This is a genomic window from Rathayibacter sp. VKM Ac-2801 (genome assembly GCF_009834245.1).
In the GTDB taxonomy this organism is placed as follows: domain Bacteria; phylum Actinomycetota; class Actinomycetes; order Actinomycetales; family Microbacteriaceae; genus Rathayibacter.
This window is the reverse complement of the sequence record NZ_CP047183.1, coordinates 3,416,830-3,432,063: the sequence shown is the minus strand read 5'-3', so window position 1 is coordinate 3,432,063 and position 15,234 is coordinate 3,416,830. Positions and strand designations below refer to the sequence as shown.

Below are 15,234 nucleotides of genomic sequence, written 5' to 3'. Positions count from 1 at the left end.
CGCGCGACAGTAGCGACGTCATGCTGAGTGCCCTCAGCGATGATCGTCGCCGGGCCACCTCCGACCGAAGGTCTGTATGTCCTCGGATGCACGTCAGCTGGCTGAGTTCCTCCGGGCTCGCCGGGCTCAGCTCCGGCCCGAAGACGTCGGATATCCGCCCGACCCGAACCGACGGGTGCACGGCCTGCGTCGGGCAGAGGTCGCCGACCTGGCCGGGATCAGTCTCGACTACTACGTCCGTCTGGAACAGGGTCGGGCCTATCAAATGTCGGAGCAGGTACTCGCCGGACTGACCCGCGCCCTCTCGTTGAAGGACGATGCGGCGGCCTACTTCTACCGCCTCGCCCTCCCCGCTCCGCCACACACCGCAGTGCGGTCGGCACCGTCCGTCTCCGACCTGGTCAGACACCTCGTCGAGCGGTGGTCCGATCTGCCGGTCTACGTCGTGGATGCGAATCAGGACGTGCTCATCTCGAACGCTTTGGCCGAGGCATTGATCCCCTCAGTCGGAGTGCCGGGCTACAACACCGTCCAGTCGACCTTCCTGGCGCCGGCTGAGGGTCGGGGACTGGCTAGCTGGCAGAACGTCGCGAGGATCTGCGTAGCGGCTCTGCGCTACCACGCCAACCCGCATGATCCTCGGCTTCAGGAGATCGTTGGCGACCTCTCGGTGCGCGATGCGGACTTCCGGAGGATGTGGGCGCAGCACGAGGCGTTCCCATTCTCGGACGGAACAGCCCCGGTGTTCGTCGACGGGTTCGGGTTCGGCGAGTTCCCGTGGCAGACCCTCGCCGTGCCCGGCGGCCTGTTGATGCTGGTGTGGCTCGCACCGCCCGGAACGTTCGCCGCCGACGCCATCGATTTCCTGCGGAAAAAGCTCCATGCCGACCCCGACTCGATTTCCACTCGCCCTCAGAAAATCGTCAGACGAACCTGGGACGAGCAGCAGCAGGCGATCCAGCACTACATGGTTCGGGCGAACCAGGCCACTCTTGCCGCTATCGAGCAGGAGGCCGGCTGACGTCGGCTCTCGCCAGGTGGTGAGCCCCGCGTCTACATCCGGCCCGCGGCCAGGAAGTGCTCGGTGACCGGGTCGCCCGTCGCGAGCGCTCGAGCGGACTCGATGATCTGCTGGTCGTAACCGGTGGTGCGGGAGTCGTGCTGCTGCAGGTGCTCTCGCCACGAGCCCACGCCGAAGACCTCGATCAGGACGCTCGCGTTCTCGCGCTCCGTGTACAGCTGCCAGCTGCGAGCACCGGTCCGTCGCCGACTGCGCTCGAGATCGCGTGCCACGGCGAGGAACGCACTGCGGGCTTCGCCGGGCACCTCGTAGCGGATCATCACGAGGGTGGAGCGGTCGTCGTCATCCGGGCCGGACGCTGCATCGTCGGGCTGTGAAGGTGTGATGACGGGCGGGACATCCGTCAGAGGGAGGGAGAGGACGCGCCGATCCTTGTCCGCCGTCGACAGCAGCGGCGCGATCAGGAGTGATCCGCCGACGAGGATGATGACGATTCCTGCGCCGACGAGGGTCTGCGTCGTGCCGAAGACGGTCCCCAGAGCGCCCGTGAGCGCGGCTCCGAGTGCTGTTCCGCCGAAGAGTACGAGCTGGTAGATCGAGAGTCCCCGCGATCGCACCCACGCGGGGAGGAACGCCTGCACGGTCCCGTTCAGAGTGGCGATCACACCGATCCAGGCAGCGCCGACGATGAGAAGGATCGGCAGCGTGACGACGAGCGCCGTCGAGAACGCGGCGCCGGCGAGTCCCGCTCCGTAGACGACGGTGGAGATCATCACCGTGGCGTTCGTTCCCCATCGACTGCGCAGGCGCGGGATCAGGAACGCGCCGCTGACGGATCCGATCCCGAGGGCGGCGAGCAGGATGCCGTAGCCGCTGGAATCGAGTCCGAGGTGCGCGCTGGCGAAGACCGGCAGAAGAGCCCAGAGCGCGTTGGCGGGGATCATGAACAGGCCCAGCTGCAGGTACATCCGTCGGACAACGCCGGCGTGCAACACATAGCGGAGCCCGGCCCGGGTCGCGGAGACGAACGGCTCTCGCTGAGGGGCGGGCGGCGTGTAGCCGCGCCAGCCGATCAGGACGAGGAGGAACAGGGCGAACGTGAGCAGGTTCGCCGCGAAGACGAACGGGATCCCGGCCTGCGCGATGACGAGCCCGGCGAGTGCGGGGCCGATGGCGCGCGCCACGTTCACTCCGATGGAGGAGAGCGCGGCGGCGTTCGGGATCAGCGGGCGCGGTACCAGCTCAGGAATCAGCGCCTGGTAGGCCGGCAACCAGACGGTGGAGGCTGCGCCGATCAGGAAGGTCAGTGTCAGCAGCAGGACAGGGTTGAGGAGGCCGGCGACGGACAGGACGACGAGCGCGAGTCCGGCGAGGGTCTGGAACGCCTGGACCCCGACCAGGAGGTGGCGTCGGTTCAGGAACTCGCCGAGCACACCGGCGGGGATGCCGAGAAGCAGCGCCGGCGCGGCGGCGGCGGTCTGGACCAGGGCGATCACCGCCGGTGAAGCATTGTTCTCGACGAGGAACCACTGCGCTCCGACGGTCTGCATCCAGCTGCCGATGCTGCTGATCGTCGACACGATCCAGAGCCAGCGGAAGATCCGGATGCGCAGCGGCGCGAAAGCGCCCGGCTGGGCGACCGCAGACGTCGCCGCGCTCACGAGAATCGCCCCGGACGGGTCGAGGAACGGCGGGTGAGCTGCGGCGATGTCATGTTAGGACCTACTCGGCCGAACGCTTGAGCAGGTAGGTGTGCTCGCCGGCGAGGACGATCTCGGAGCGCTGATTGCGCACCGTGACCTTCGCCGTGACGACACCGTTCGGGCCCTCGGGAGTCAGCGCGGTGATCTCGAGCTGCGAGTACAGCGTGTCGCCGGCGTGCACCTCTCCGAGGAACTGCGCCGACAGGCCGGTGAAGGCGAGGAACACCTCGCCGATCACGTGAGGGAACAGGGTCGCTCCCGGAGCCGTGAAGGCGAGCACCTGCAGACCGTGGACCACCGGAGCACTGTGCCCGTGGGCTCTCGCCCACACTTCGTCGTAGTGCACGGGGTGATTGTCGGCGGAGACGGCCTGGAACGCGGACGCGTGAGCCTCCGTCAGCGTCCGGCTCGGGGCCCGGAAAACCTCACCGATCTGCAGCTGCTCGAAGGTGCGCGGCTCGACGATCGCGAAGGCGAGCGGGTCGAAGCTCATGCGGAGGCCAAAGCGTCAATCGACTCGATGATGAACGCGGCGACCTCAGCCGGGTGGGTCTGCATGACCAGGTGCGGAGCGTCGATCTCGATGACGGTGCGGGCACCGGCGCGCTTGTAGCCGAAGCGCTCGACGTCCGGGTTGATGGTGTGGTCGGCGCTGGACACGATGCCGAAGGACGGCTTCGTCTTCCACGCGGCGACGGGAGCGTTCTCTCCGAACGCGACAGCGGACAGGGGCCGCTGCGAGACAGCGAGCACGCGCGCCTCGTCCTCCGGCACGCCGGCGGCGAAGACGGCGGGGAAGGACTCGATCTTCACGGACACGTCCGTTCCGGGGTCGGCGCCCTCGATCGGGTACGGGGCGTAGACGAGGCTCGCCGCGAGCTCGGAGTCCGGGAAGCCGCCCTGCAGCGCACCCAGGCTCTCGCCCTCCTCGAGTGCGTACGCCGACACGAAGACGAGGCCGATTACGTTCTCGGCGACCCCGGCGACCGTGATCACAGCGCCGCCGTACGAGTGCCCGGCCAGGATGACCGGTCCGTCAATCTGCTCCACGAAGGACTTAATGTAAGCGGAGTCGCCGATCAGGCTCCGGTTGAACACGGGCGGGACCCGGACGTCGTAGCCCTCCTCGAGAAGGCGAAGGGTCACAGGCGCCCAGCTGGCGGCGTCGGCGAAGGCACCGTGGACCAGGACGATGGTGGGGTGGTCAGACATGACGGAACTCCTCGCGGCTCGTGATCCGTCGGACACGGATCAGCACGCGGCGACACTACGACCGGGATCCGGCGCGCCAGCAGGAATGGGCGTCGACACCTTTTCCGACATTCGTCGAGCAGCGCTAGCCCGCGGCCGGAGGGGAAGCCGGGTCGAATCACCTACCGCCGTCGGAAACATCCAAGCGCCCCAGGTCGTCCCGGCTGAGCAACGTGATCCCGTCCTCCTCCGCCACCACTCGGTAACCCGAGCCCGCAGCCTCAGCGAGCAGCTCCCGCAGGCTGTCCCCACCGACCGGCCACTGCGCCGCCAGGGACGTATCGGCGACGACGTACTCGGACGCGACAGCATCCACCGGCAGGATCCCGAGGAGGGAGACGTCCGCGCGTGCGGTCAGGTGCGGAGCAAGCGAGTTGGACGCGGCGACGCGCGCTCCCGACGGGATCCGGTCGAGCACCGCCTCCGCTGCGAGAGCGTGCACCGGCTCCCGCCAGAGGCCCGGCGACACGAGCCGCATCAGCGGTGAGTGCATGAGGAGAGCCGCGGTGGGACGGCCTGGTCCACAGGGAACAGTTCCCGACCATCCCGCCTCGTGTGGAGTACCGACTGACGGAGCTGGGCACGAGCTTGCTACCTCCGCTCCGAGCACTACTCGACTGGGCACAAGTGAACGGCGCCGCCCTCCTCACGGAGCGGAGTAAGTCCAGAGCGACGTGAACGCTCGGTGGAAGGTCGCGCCGATGCTGACGGTCGCTCTCACCAACGACAAGGACCCCGCGAGGTGAAGCCCTCTCGGAGTCCTTGTCGTCTTCTCGATCCCGTTGCACCCGCCGTCTTGACTCGGCCATGAGTCCTTGGATCGGCGAGGCCGTTCTGACCGGCGGTCGGGCGCTGGTGACTGGGCTTACGCGTCCGCTTGGATGGCGGCGATGACGCCGGCCGCGAACTCATCGGTGGTGGTGGTCCCACCCAGGTCCCGCGTGCGCAGGCTCGGCGTCGCGAGAGCGGTGTCGACAGCCTTCTGAACAGCTGCGGCAGCGGTTCGGAACGCGGTGGATTCGGTCCGTGCCCCATACCAGTCCAGCAGCAGAGCGCTGGAGAGGATCAGGCTGGTCGGGTTCGCGATGCCCTGACCGGCGATGTCCGGCGCCGAGCCGTGTCCGGCGTTGGCGGCGGCGAAGTTGTCGCCGACGTTCAGCGCACTTGCCAGACCGAGACCGCCGGCGAAGGCGGAGGCCTCGTTCGAGAGGATGTCTCCGAACATGTTCGAGGTCAGGATGACGTCGAATGAGCCGGGTCGGGTGTAGAGATCGGCGGCCATCGCATCGACGTCGATCTCGCGCAGCGTCACATCCGGGTACTCCTTCGCGACGTCCTCGACAGTGCCGATGAACAGCCCATCAGTCACCTGCAGGACGTGGCGCTTACCGACAACGGTGACGTGCTTGCGACGCCGGCGGGCCTGCTCGAAGGCGACTCGCGCGATCCTCTCCGACGCAGCGCGGGTGATCAGGCGCAGCGACATTGCAGAATCGGGCGTGGGCTGGAACTCGCCGTATCCCTGGAAGAGATTGCGATCGGCATAGAAGCCCTGGGTGTTCTCTCGCACAATGACGACGTCGAGACCCTCGACGGCCTTGGGGATGTTGGGCCGATACTTCGAGGGGCGGATGTTCGCGTACAGGTCCAGGCGCTTGCGGATGGTACCCGGGATGTTGATTCCACCTTCGCTGACCGGCGGGTAGAGCGTCATTCCGCCCGGGCCGAGGATGACGCCGTCGGCATCCAGGCACGCCTGGATGGCGTCGTCGGGGAGCGTGGTCCCCAAGCGTCGATGAGCAGCCATGCCCACCTCATGCTCGTCGATGGAGAGATCGAGGCCGAAGCGACGGTCGACGTCGTCGAGGACAGTGCGGACAGCGGCAGAGATCTCGGGGCCGATGTCGTCTCCGGGCAGCAGGGCGATCTTCATGATGCTTCTTCCTTGTCGAATCCGTCGCGCCCTGGTTCAGCTGGACCGTGTTCGGAGTCCGACGTCGGGCGCCTCCGCAGTATTACAGCAAGTGGTCGACCAGACAACCACTTCGCGCACCTCGCCTGGGAGAGCGGCGCGAGTGACTGGTTGACTGGTGGACCACTTACATGGCACACTCGCCGTCGTCGCCCCCACTCCTCATCCCCCTTGAGCTCGCAGTGTGGCGGGCGACACTTTCGCCTCCTTCAAGAAACGGTCCAATGACGCACACTTTCGATGCACAGCGCGCCCCGCTGATCGCCGTGGTCAGCGCGATCCGTGCGTCGATTCTCGCGGCGGAAGCGGCTCTACGCCGCGGTCTGCCCGGCGCGATTGTGTGGAACATCCTCGACGACCGCTTGATCGTTGACCTCGTCCAGCAGGGCGGGATGACCGTCGGCCTCCAGGCACGGATGAACCGCCTTCTCGATCATGCGGCAGCTGAGGGCGCGGACGGCGTACTACTCAGCTGCTCGCTGTACGCCCAGCTGACGGAGCCGGCACAGGAACGCCTCGGCATTCCTGTGGTCGGTCCGGATGACGCAGCCTTCACCGACATCCTCGATCGTGGATTCCAGTCGGTGGCTCTGGTGTCCTCTGTCGCGCTCGCACTGGAGGATTCCACTGATCGTGCACGCGACCGTCTCGGCGAGGGCGCTTCCGCGATCAATCCGCTGCTCGCGCTCGATGCCCGCAAACCGAGCCTGCTGGGGGACGCGAAAGGCACGGCTGACGCAATCGCTCAGGTGCTTCGCAGGGACGTCGGCGACTTCGACGCGGTCCTGCTCGCCAACTACTCACTCGCGCCGGCCGTGCCGTTCCTCACGGAGGAGCTCGGTATCCCGGTGCTCGTCGGAGCCGGGTCGGCAGCCGACGAGCTCCGTCGGCGACTCGCCACGACACATCCTCTTTCCTCCACCGGAACGGACTCCTGATGTTCACCGTCATCGTCACGCTCGACGTGCATCCCGATCGGCTCGAAACCTTCACCGAAGGTATCCGCGTGAATGCGGAGGCCACGCTCCGCGACGAGCCTGGGTGCATCCGCTTCGACGTCCACCGCTCCGAGGAATCGCCGAACCGCTTCCACTTCTACGAGATCTATGTGGACCGCGAGTCCTTCGAGATCGCTCACCGCGCCGCGCCTCACTACGCCGCCTGGAAGCAAGTCGCCGCGGAGTGCGTCATCGACGGCACCTGGCACAACATCTACGCCTCTCCTCTCTTCCCGGATTCGATCCCGGAACGCCTGCACCCCACCTCCCTCTCCCTCTCCTAAGGAGCAACGATGCTCGTCCTGCTTGGATTCGGCATGATCGCCGTCTTCTTGTACCTCGTCATGGCCAAGAAGGCGACTCCGATCGTCACTCTCATCCTCGTGCCGCTGATCTTCGGCGCCTTCACCGGCGCCGGCCTCGGCATGGGCGACATGATCGAGGAGTCCATCCTCAAGCTCGCCCCCACGGCGGCACTGCTGTTCTTCGCGATCATCTTCTTCGGAACGATGATCGACGTCGGCCTGTTCGACCCGCTGATCCGACTGATCCTGCGCTTCGTGGGCGATGACCCGGTGAAACTGGTCGTCGGCACCGCCCTACTGACGACGATCGTCTCCCTCGACGGTGACGGGTCGACGACCTTCATCATCGTCACGTCAGCGTTCCTGCCGCTCTACCTGCGTCTCGGAATGAGCCCGGTCACGCTCACGATCGTGGCCGCGATGTCGAACGGCGTGCTGAACAACGTTCCGTGGGGTGGATCGACCGCCCGGGCAGCTGCCGCACTGAACGTGTCGCCCATCGACATCTTCGTGCCGATGATCCCCTCGATCATCACCGGCCTGCTCGCCGTGCTGGTGTTCGCCTACTTCCTCGGCCGCGGTGAACGCAAGCGCATCGGCAAGCTCGAACTGCGCGAATCCCGAGGCTTCCTGCGCCGCCCCGCAGCAGACGAGGAGACTTTCGTCACCGAGAACGCAACAGCACAAGCTCGCACCCGCGGCGCATCCAACGGTGATCGGGGTGTCGCCGTCGACCCGCAGCCGAGCGGATCGAGTGTCGTCATCACGAACGACTTCACTGCTGACATGACCCTGACCGGCGGGATCGCCACCCGACCCAACGCCCGTCCGAAGTTGGTCTGGTTCAACCTCGTCCTCACCCTTGCCGTGATGACCATCCTGGTGATGGACATCGTGCTCCCCGCGATCATCTTCATGGCCGCGGCCAGCATCGCCCTGGTCGTGAACTTCCCGAAGATCAAGGAGCAGTCCGCGCAGATCAAGGCCCACGCGGACAGCGTCATCAGCGTCGTCGGCATGGTCTTCGCGGCTTCCGTCCTCACCGGCATCCTCAACGGCACCGGCATGGTCGACGCAATGGCGCAGTGGCTGGTCTCCATCATCCCGAACGAGCTCGGCCCGTTCATGGCGGTCATCGTCGGTATCCTTTCGATCCCACTCACCTTCGTGATGACCAACGACGCCTTCTACTTCGGCGTCCTGCCGATCCTCTCGGCGACCGGGGTGAACTTCGGCCTCGAGCCTGTCGAAATGGCGCGCGCGTCGCTCGTCGGCCAGGCGCTGCACCAGTCCAGTCCGCTCGTCGCCTCATTCCTGCTACTGATTGGCCTCGCCAACGTCAGCCTCGGTGACCACTTCAAGAAGGTCATCTGGCGCGGAGCCATCGTCGCGATCGTGATGCTCGTCGTCGGTGGCCTCACCTTCGCCTACCCGCTGTTCTAACCGCGGACCTCATCAAGCACCCGGCGCCGGCCGGGGCAGAGCCCTCGCCAAGGGGACGACGCGTGAGCCTCGTTCTCCAGCGAGGGCTCTGTCGCTCGGCGCATCGCCTCACCAGCTCAAGCCGTCGTATAGTCCGCTATCAACGGCCTCGACCAGGGCCAGCGGGCCCACGCTGCGACCGGCTGCAACGTCAATCGGGCCTCGAATTCTCGCCGCCTCGTACCAGGGGGTAAGACGTACTGGCCGACCAGTCATCCTCTTCGACCTAGAATCGGTCCATCATGCTCAGGAGGAACAAGTGACGACCGACCAGCCCGCCTCCACGGAAGACATCGCACCTGCCACTACCCCTCGGCGTGCCAAGGTCGGACGCCCTGCGCGGGCTCACGGCAGTGAGATCACGGGGCTTCGCTCCGTGAACATCGTTCACAACGAGCCGCCCTCGAACGAGATTGCGCGAGCGGTACTGGACTACATCCTTTCCGGGCAGGTGGGGCCGGGGGAGAAGCTGCCCTCAGAGCGGCAGCTCAGCGAGTCGTTCGGAGTGGGCAGATCGGTCATTCGGGAGGCCCTCAAATCCCTCGGTCTGCTCGGGCTGATCGAATTCCGGCACGGGGGCGGCACATACTTCCGCGGCGCCAACTCGGATCTGCTCCCACGTGTCATCGAGTGGGGCCTGCTGCTGGGCGAGCGTCACACCATCGACCTCGTCGAAGCCCGCCAGCACATCGAGAAGGTCACCGCAGGCCTCGCGGCCTCGCGACGCTCCGAGCAGGACCTGGCGAACATCGAGAACAAATTCGCGGCGATGCAGGCTGTGACCTCCTCGGACGAATGGGTGAACGCCGACGTCGACTTCCACCTCGCGATCGCTGACGCCTCCGGGAACACCGTCCTCGCCAACATGCTCAAGAGCATCTCTTCACTTCTGCGCGTCTGGATCCACAGAGTGATGGACGAAGAATCCTCCTTCGAGCGCGCGATCCGCGAGCACGAACCCGTCCTCGCGGCCATCCGCAACCGCGACTCGACCGCAGCTGGCGCCGCAATGGAGTCGCACATGCAGAAGGCCGGCGCTCGTCTGATCGCGACCCTCGAGGACCATCAGGACTGACGAGCACCGCCAAGGAGGGGCCCCACGGGGCCCCTTTTTGGTGGTGCCCTCCGATACGCACCTCATCTGGTTGACTGGTCGACCACATTTAGAGAGGATGAGCGGGACATCGCGCAGCTCGCGCACGAGTTCCGGAAATGAGAAACGCCCATGACCACCGTCGTCGATGGCCCCTTGGTTGCCCTGATCAGCGCCGTGCCCACCGCAATCCCGCCCGCAGAGCGGGCCTTCGCCGCGGAGTTCCCGGCTGCCCACGTGTGGAACCTGCTGGATGACCGGCTTCTCCCCGAGGCGGATCTCGCCGGCGGCCTCACACCTGCACTGCACGAGCGGATGAAGCGGCTGATCCAGCATGCGGAGGCGGAAGGCGCGGACGGCATCCTGCTCAGCTGCTCGGTCTACGGTGCCGTCGCCCAAGCGATGGCAGCAGAATCGTCCATCCCGATCCTCGCGCCGGACGACGCTGCCTTCGCCGCGGCCGTGAACGGGGGCTACGACACCGTGCTCGTCGTCTCGAACGCACCTGGCCCGCTCGCCGATTCGGAGGAGCGCTTGATCGAGACCGCGGTACGCGGGGGAGTGCTGCTGGATGTAGTCGGCGTGGTTGCTCCGCGCGCTGCAGCCGCGGCCGCTTCCGGCGACGTGGAAGCACTCGTGGATGCCGTGCATCGCGCCGTGCTCGTCGCGGCAGTGTCGCCCGATGCCATTCTTCTCGGCCAGTACTCGCTCGCACCGGCTGCTGAGCGGCTGTCCGATCTCACCGGGCTTCCTGTTCTTGCCGGCCCGCAGCGAGCGGTGTCGGAGCTTCGCCAGATTCTCGATTCCAAGTCGACGGAGGCCAGCGCGTGATCGGAGCCATCGCCGACGACTTCACCGGAGGAACGGACGTAGCTGTCGCGTTGCGCCGGGCAGGGCTGCGCACCGTCATTCTCTTCGGCTCAGTAGAGGAAGGCACAGTCCTGCCCCCGCATGACGCCGTCGTCATCGCTCTGAAGACTCGAACAGTCGAGCCGGCAGACGCCGTGCAGCAGTCGATCGCAGCAGCACGGTGGCTGCAGGAACACGGTGCCGAAGTGATCTACTTCAAGTACTGCTCGACTTTCGACTCCACCCCGCGCGGCAACATCGGCCCCGTCGCAGACGCGCTCGCAGATCTCCTCAGCGCCGCTCGCGCCGTCGTCGTCCCGAGCTCGCCCGAACACCTCCGAAGCCAGTACATGGGCCACCTCTTCGTCGACCAGCAGCTGCTGTCGGATTCACCGATGCGGCACCACCCCCTCACCCCCATGACCGACTCCTTCATCCCACGCGTTCTGGGAACGCAGACCCCGCGGCGCATCGAGCTCATCGACCATCGAACAGTCCGAGCCGGCCGAGTAGCGCTCCGCGCAGAGCTCGACATCAAGACCGCTACGGGCGCGCGGTACGTCGTCATCGATGCTGTCGACGATCGCGACCTGGCTGAGATCGGCGCGGCCTGCATCGACGACGTCCTCATCACAGGAGCAGCCGGCCTCGCCGGCGGCCTCGGGGCGGCCTATGCCGCCCGATCAGGAAGCGCCCAGACTCGAGCGGAAGCCGATCTCGATCTCGTCGGAGAAGTGCCCGCCGCGGTCCTGGCCGGAAGCTGCTCGGCACGCACCCTTGAGCAGATCCATCAGATGAAGACCGAACACGCATCGTTCCACCTGGATGCCGTCACCACTCCCGATTCTGCCTCGCTCGCCGCGGCGGCTCTCGCCTGGTTCGACAGTCTGGAAGACGAAACAGCCCCCTTGATCTACTCCTCGCTACCGCCCGAGGAACTGCGCCGAGCGCAGGAAGCTCTCGGACGCGATCGCGCGTCAGCTCTCAACGAGGCAGCCATGGGGATTATCGCTCGCGGCCTCGTCGAGCGAGGAATCCGTCGCCTCGTCATCGCCGGCGGAGAGACTTCAGGATCAGTCGTGACGGCCCTCAAAGTCGACGGAGGGCTGATCGGTCATGAGATCGCTCCTGGCGTTCCCTGGATCTATACCTCGGATCCGGAACCGGTCGCTCTGCTCCTGAAATCGGGCAACTTCGGCGACCCTCAGATGCTCAACGACGCCGTGAGCCGTACGCGAGCACAAGAGGGCGGGATCGATCGATGAGCGCTGAGAGTGAAGTCAAACGCTCCATCGTCGCCGCAGCCCGATCGCTGTTCACGCGATCCCTCACCCATGGGAGCACCGGCAACATCAGCGCCCGGTTCGGCGCGAACATCCTCGTAACCCCGACAGGGTCGAGTCTTGGCACCGTCACCAAGGACGAGCTCTCAGTGATCGACGCACAAGGCACACACGTCGACGGCCCGAAGCCCTCGAAAGAGGCTTTCCTCCACGCTGCAGTACTCCGCGCTCGACCTACCGCCAACGCCGTCGTGCACACGCACTCGACGCACGCGGCGGCAGTGTCGTGCCTAGCCAATATTGATCCCGACGACGCGCTGCCCCCGCTCACCGCCTATTTCGCCATGCGCATTGGTCGGCTACCACTCCTGCCTTACCACGCACCCGGCGACGCATCACTGGGGAGCCTGGCGGAACGTGCCGCTCGCGACCACCGTGCGCTCCTGCTGAGTAACCACGGCCCAGTGGTATCGGGAACATCACTGAGCGCCGCTATGGACGCGACCGAGGAGCTCGAAGAGACGGCGAAAATCTTCCTCCTGCTGCAGGGGCACCAAACCCGACCTCTGACAGCATCGCAAGCTGCGGACCTGCACACAGGTTGAACAACGCTCCAAATCAGCCCGACTGTAGCGTCGACCGCCCCCCTCAGGAACAGATGATTGAAGGGAGGCGTGACGCCACATCGAGGCCAGTCCAGGAAGATCCGCCTCGCACAGACAAGCTATTACGCGCGTTCCCCCTGCCTCAGGCGCCGGCGCCGCCGTCAACGGGCACGATGGCGCCCGTCACGGCTGAGGCTCGGTCGCTGAGGAGAAATCCGGCGACTTCGGCGACCTCGAGGGCGGTCGCCATGCGGCCGAGGGGGCTGGCTGCGTTGTTCGCCTCGATGATGCCCGGCGTCCTCTTCTCCCACTCGTCCATCATTTCCGTTGCGGTTCCACCTGGCGTGATCCCGTTGACGCGGATGCCTTCCCCGGCCCAGGTCACGGCCGCGGTCTCGGTGATGCTGTTCAGTGCTCGCTTCATCGCGCCGTACGCGGGCAGGGGCGGAACGGCGCGGCGGCTGCCGATGCTGGAGGTGTTGACGATCGCACCGCCTCCGGATCTCCGCATGAGGGCTGCTTCGGCGAGCATCGCGACCCAGTGAGCACGGAAGTTCACCGCGAACTGCTCGTCGATGTCGTCGTCGGAAGTGGTGTCGAGGGGACCGATGCTCTGCTGATTCACGCCGGCGTTGTTGAAGGCGCCGTCGAGGCGTCCGTGGAACTCCTCGACGTGGTCCACGGCGGCGCGGATACTCGCCCGGTCAGCGAGGTCCATGGTGACGGCATCAGCCGTGCCGCCCTGACCGCGGATCTCGTCGACGATCGAGCCGAGCGCTCCGGTGCTGCGCGCCGCCAGCACGACAGCGGCACCCTCGCCGGCGAAGAGGCGAGCTGCTGCGGCGCCGATGCCACGGCTGGCTCCGGTGATGAAGATGACTTTGCCGGTCAGCAGGCCGATCGGTGTGGATTCGTTGGTGTGTGTCATACGAACACCGTCGCCGCCCGAAGAATCCGCATCCAGGCACGAACGGTACGAGGATCCATCGCCGGCTCGGGCGCACACTGGGGGCATGGACAAGGGTGAGCTCGCAGCATTCCTCCGAAGTCGCCGCGAGCGTCTTCGGCCGGAAGACCTCGGACTGCCATCGGGACCCCGCCGCAGAACACCGGGACTGCGCCGGGAGGAGATCGCCGTTCTCGCGCACATCTCCACCGAGTACTACGCCCGTCTCGAACAGGGCCGCGCTCCTCGACCCTCGGACGTCGTCCTCGGTGGTATCGCAGGTGCTCTCCGTCTCACGTCCGAGGAGTCCGACCACCTGCACCGGCTCGCCGGCACCGCTCCGACCCCGTCGGGCTTGCACCGTCGCGACGTTCGACCGAGCGTCCTCGCGCTCCTCGAACGACTCCCGCATACCGCCGGCATCGTCCTGTCCGCCACCTTCGAGGTGCTCGCGTGGAACGAGCTCGCAGCAGCCCTCATGGAGGACTTCTCGTTGCTGCCGCCGCGCGACCGCAACCTCGCGAGGAAGACCTTCCTCGCCGCAGAGCAGCCACGGGAAGCGATCTACGGCATCTCGGACGAGATCGCGTTTCAAGAGGGCGTCGTCACGCAGCTCCGCAACGCTCAAGCCACGTACCCCTCAGACCCCGTCGTCGCGGAACTGATCGACGACCTGCAGACCGGCAGCGCCGAGTTCGCACGGCTCTGGGAACGGCACGACGTCCAGACGCCGCCACCCCTGCGGAAGACGTTCCGCCGCACACTGGTGGGGCCGATCACCGTCGACTGCGATTCTCTCGCCATCACCGAACGCGACCAGCACCTCGTGCTCTACACCGCACCAGCAGGCTCACGCGACGCCGAGAACCTCGCGCTGCTGGAGGTCATCGGTTCCGAGCCACTCACCGCCCACCCCGAACCTTAAGTTTTTGGCTCAGTCGCCAGCGCTGCTGAAGCGATAACGACACCGGCCCGGCGCAGACACGCGACGTCCGAGATACGCAGTGAGCTACGACGGACGATAAAAACTCCATCCTCACCTTCGGATCACTCGTGTCCTTCTTTCGCCTTGTGAAGCGCCCTCTACACGGTGCATCCACGACGCGTGCTCTATCGGCCGCCGGCCATCGGCGTTGAAGCGCGATCCTCACCAGGAGGCTGGCAGGGCTGAATCACCCGTGCCAGAACATTTTGGTGATTTCAGAGGACGCACGAGTACAGGTCGGAGCGAGCAGCAAAAACCGCGCTCAAACCGAAACATGACATAATATCAGTTATCGGCGATACGCCGCTTCTTAGGGAGGCTGCGTTACATCCTGCGATGTGCCGACGCGCGCGTGCGCGGGTGCGTATGCCTGTTCATTGCGAGGGCGCCCGAGCGGCTGTGGGGTGGAATGATGCCACCCCGAAGCCTGAACTGGCGTGCAAACCATGCTGAGGCTTGGTTTGCCGGTGTCGCTTCTAGTCGTCTGCCATGATCTTGCCGTTCGGCTCGACCCAGACGCGTTTGCCCTGACTGATGAGAATCGCGACCTTGGTCAAGTCTGGCTCAGTGATCGAGGCTCCGTCGTTTGCCGCTGCCCATCGAGCGGCAAGTACGGGTCGAATCTCTTCGACGGGTCTTCCGCCGTACTCGTGGACGACCTCGTCGACCGCGCGTGCGATGTTAGCCACCATCTGCCCGAGCATCTGGTCGGCGTTCGGGTTCCATTTCATCTTCACGTCC

At 66.0% G+C, this 15,234-nt stretch carries 17 protein-coding genes and 1 pseudogene; 11 read left to right on the top strand and 7 right to left on the bottom strand.

The annotated features are described in order from the left end of the window. The first annotated feature begins 76 nt into the window (after positions 1-76). Positions 77-1,021, top strand: a complete 945-nt coding sequence (locus GSU45_RS16010; protein ID WP_159916446.1) for a helix-turn-helix transcriptional regulator — start codon at positions 77-79, stop codon at positions 1,019-1,021. A 32-nt stretch (positions 1,022-1,053) separates the two neighbouring features. Here GSU45_RS16010 and GSU45_RS16005 read toward each other — a convergent pair whose 3' ends face one another. The 4 genes from GSU45_RS16005 to GSU45_RS15990 form a co-directional block, all read right to left on the bottom strand. Then, positions 1,054-2,682 carry an MFS transporter gene (locus GSU45_RS16005; protein ID WP_159916444.1) on the bottom strand — a complete coding sequence of 543 codons (1,629 nt, stop codon included), beginning with the start codon at positions 2,680-2,682 and terminating at the stop codon, positions 1,054-1,056. Between the two features lie 61 nt (positions 2,683-2,743). Next, positions 2,744-3,217, bottom strand: coding sequence for a MaoC family dehydratase (locus GSU45_RS16000; protein WP_159916442.1), 474 nt, complete (start codon positions 3,215-3,217; stop codon positions 2,744-2,746). Further along, entirely contained in the window at positions 3,214-3,936 is a 723-nt protein-coding gene (locus GSU45_RS15995; protein ID WP_159916440.1) for an alpha/beta hydrolase, read from the bottom strand. The genes GSU45_RS16000 and GSU45_RS15995 overlap by 4 nt, the downstream gene beginning before the upstream one ends. Positions 3,937-4,093: 157 nt before the next feature. Next, a complete protein-coding gene (locus GSU45_RS15990) occupies positions 4,094-4,468 on the bottom strand; it encodes a DUF2079 domain-containing protein (protein WP_159916438.1) in 375 nt (124 codons plus the stop codon). 23 nt (positions 4,469-4,491) lie between these two features. Here GSU45_RS15990 and GSU45_RS17430 point away from each other — a divergent pair, with 23 nt between their 5' ends. Then, complete coding sequence (locus GSU45_RS17430) at positions 4,492-4,653, top strand: winged helix-turn-helix transcriptional regulator (protein WP_159917205.1); 162 nt, start codon at positions 4,492-4,494, stop codon at positions 4,651-4,653. 187 nt (positions 4,654-4,840) lie between these two features. On the opposite strand, the gene GSU45_RS15980 is transcribed toward GSU45_RS17430, so the two are convergent. Then, positions 4,841-5,908: an isocitrate/isopropylmalate family dehydrogenase gene (locus GSU45_RS15980; protein WP_159916436.1), complete on the bottom strand. Its 1,068-nt coding sequence runs from the start codon at positions 5,906-5,908 to the stop codon at positions 4,841-4,843. Between the two features lie 263 nt (positions 5,909-6,171). On the opposite strand from GSU45_RS15980, the gene GSU45_RS15975 reads away from it, so the two are divergent. The 7 genes from GSU45_RS15975 (at position 6,172) to otnC (ending at position 12,562) form a co-directional block, all read left to right on the top strand. Beyond that, entirely contained in the window at positions 6,172-6,885 is a 714-nt protein-coding gene (locus tag GSU45_RS15975; protein ID WP_159916434.1) for an aspartate/glutamate racemase family protein, read from the top strand. After that, positions 6,885-7,229, top strand: a complete 345-nt coding sequence (locus tag GSU45_RS15970) for a putative quinol monooxygenase (protein WP_159916432.1) — start codon at positions 6,885-6,887, stop codon at positions 7,227-7,229. The genes GSU45_RS15975 and GSU45_RS15970 overlap by 1 nt, the downstream gene beginning before the upstream one ends. Positions 7,230-7,238: 9 nt before the next feature. Continuing rightward, on the top strand, positions 7,239-8,693 hold the full coding sequence (locus tag GSU45_RS15965) for an SLC13 family permease (RefSeq protein WP_159916430.1): 1,455 nt from the start codon (positions 7,239-7,241) through the stop codon (positions 8,691-8,693). Between the two features lie 298 nt (positions 8,694-8,991). Further along, positions 8,992-9,807 (top strand): FadR/GntR family transcriptional regulator, encoded by an 816-nt coding sequence (locus GSU45_RS15960; RefSeq protein ID WP_208543459.1) that lies wholly within the window; start codon positions 8,992-8,994, stop codon positions 9,805-9,807. 150 nt (positions 9,808-9,957) lie between these two features. Then, positions 9,958-10,656 (top strand): aspartate/glutamate racemase family protein, encoded by a 699-nt coding sequence (locus GSU45_RS15955; RefSeq protein WP_159916428.1) that lies wholly within the window; start codon positions 9,958-9,960, stop codon positions 10,654-10,656. Next, positions 10,653-11,939, top strand: coding sequence for a 3-oxo-tetronate kinase (gene otnK / locus GSU45_RS15950; protein WP_159916426.1), 1,287 nt, complete (start codon positions 10,653-10,655; stop codon positions 11,937-11,939). The genes GSU45_RS15955 and otnK overlap by 4 nt, the downstream gene beginning before the upstream one ends. Next, complete coding sequence (gene otnC / locus GSU45_RS15945) at positions 11,936-12,562, top strand: 3-oxo-tetronate 4-phosphate decarboxylase (protein ID WP_159916424.1); 627 nt, start codon at positions 11,936-11,938, stop codon at positions 12,560-12,562. Before otnK ends, otnC begins: the two co-directional genes overlap by 4 nt. A 142-nt stretch (positions 12,563-12,704) precedes the next feature. On the opposite strand, the gene GSU45_RS15940 is transcribed toward otnC, so the two are convergent. Then, complete coding sequence (locus tag GSU45_RS15940; RefSeq protein ID WP_244248146.1) at positions 12,705-13,568, bottom strand: SDR family oxidoreductase; 864 nt, start codon at positions 13,566-13,568, stop codon at positions 12,705-12,707. Between the two features lie 7 nt (positions 13,569-13,575). Here GSU45_RS15940 and GSU45_RS17330 point away from each other — a divergent pair. Next, positions 13,576-13,815 (top strand): annotated as a pseudogene (locus tag GSU45_RS17330) (helix-turn-helix transcriptional regulator); the annotation flags it as partial. Between the two features lie 48 nt (positions 13,816-13,863). After that, entirely contained in the window at positions 13,864-14,433 is a 570-nt protein-coding gene (locus tag GSU45_RS15935; protein WP_244248312.1) for a hypothetical protein, read from the top strand. A gap of 536 nt (positions 14,434-14,969) precedes the next feature. On the opposite strand, the gene GSU45_RS15930 is transcribed toward GSU45_RS15935, so the two are convergent. After that, positions 14,970-15,230: a hypothetical protein gene (locus GSU45_RS15930; protein WP_159916420.1), complete on the bottom strand. Its 261-nt coding sequence runs from the start codon at positions 15,228-15,230 to the stop codon at positions 14,970-14,972. Positions 15,231-15,234: the final 4 nt, after the last annotated feature.

Excerpts from the sequence above, each read along its gene's own strand:
- GSU45_RS15980 (WP_159916436.1), bottom strand. The coding sequence starts at position 5,908 with ATGAAGATCGCCCTGCTGCCCGGAGACGACATCGGCCCCGAGATCTCT.
- GSU45_RS15975 (WP_159916434.1), top strand. The coding sequence starts at position 6,172 with ATGACGCACACTTTCGATGCACAGCGCGCCCCGCTGATCGCCGTGGTC.
- GSU45_RS15995 (WP_159916440.1), bottom strand. The coding sequence starts at position 3,936 with ATGTCTGACCACCCCACCATCGTCCTGGTCCACGGTGCCTTCGCCGAC.
- GSU45_RS15965 (WP_159916430.1), top strand. The coding sequence starts at position 7,239 with ATGCTCGTCCTGCTTGGATTCGGCATGATCGCCGTCTTCTTGTACCTC.
- otnC (WP_159916424.1), top strand. The coding sequence starts at position 11,936 with ATGAGCGCTGAGAGTGAAGTCAAACGCTCCATCGTCGCCGCAGCCCGA.
- GSU45_RS15955 (WP_159916428.1), top strand. The coding sequence starts at position 9,958 with ATGACCACCGTCGTCGATGGCCCCTTGGTTGCCCTGATCAGCGCCGTG.
- GSU45_RS16000 (WP_159916442.1), bottom strand. The coding sequence starts at position 3,217 with ATGAGCTTCGACCCGCTCGCCTTCGCGATCGTCGAGCCGCGCACCTTC.
- GSU45_RS15970 (WP_159916432.1), top strand. The coding sequence starts at position 6,885 with ATGTTCACCGTCATCGTCACGCTCGACGTGCATCCCGATCGGCTCGAA.
- GSU45_RS15990 (WP_159916438.1), bottom strand. The coding sequence starts at position 4,468 with ATGCACTCACCGCTGATGCGGCTCGTGTCGCCGGGCCTCTGGCGGGAG.
- GSU45_RS16010 (WP_159916446.1), top strand. The coding sequence starts at position 77 with ATGTCCTCGGATGCACGTCAGCTGGCTGAGTTCCTCCGGGCTCGCCGG.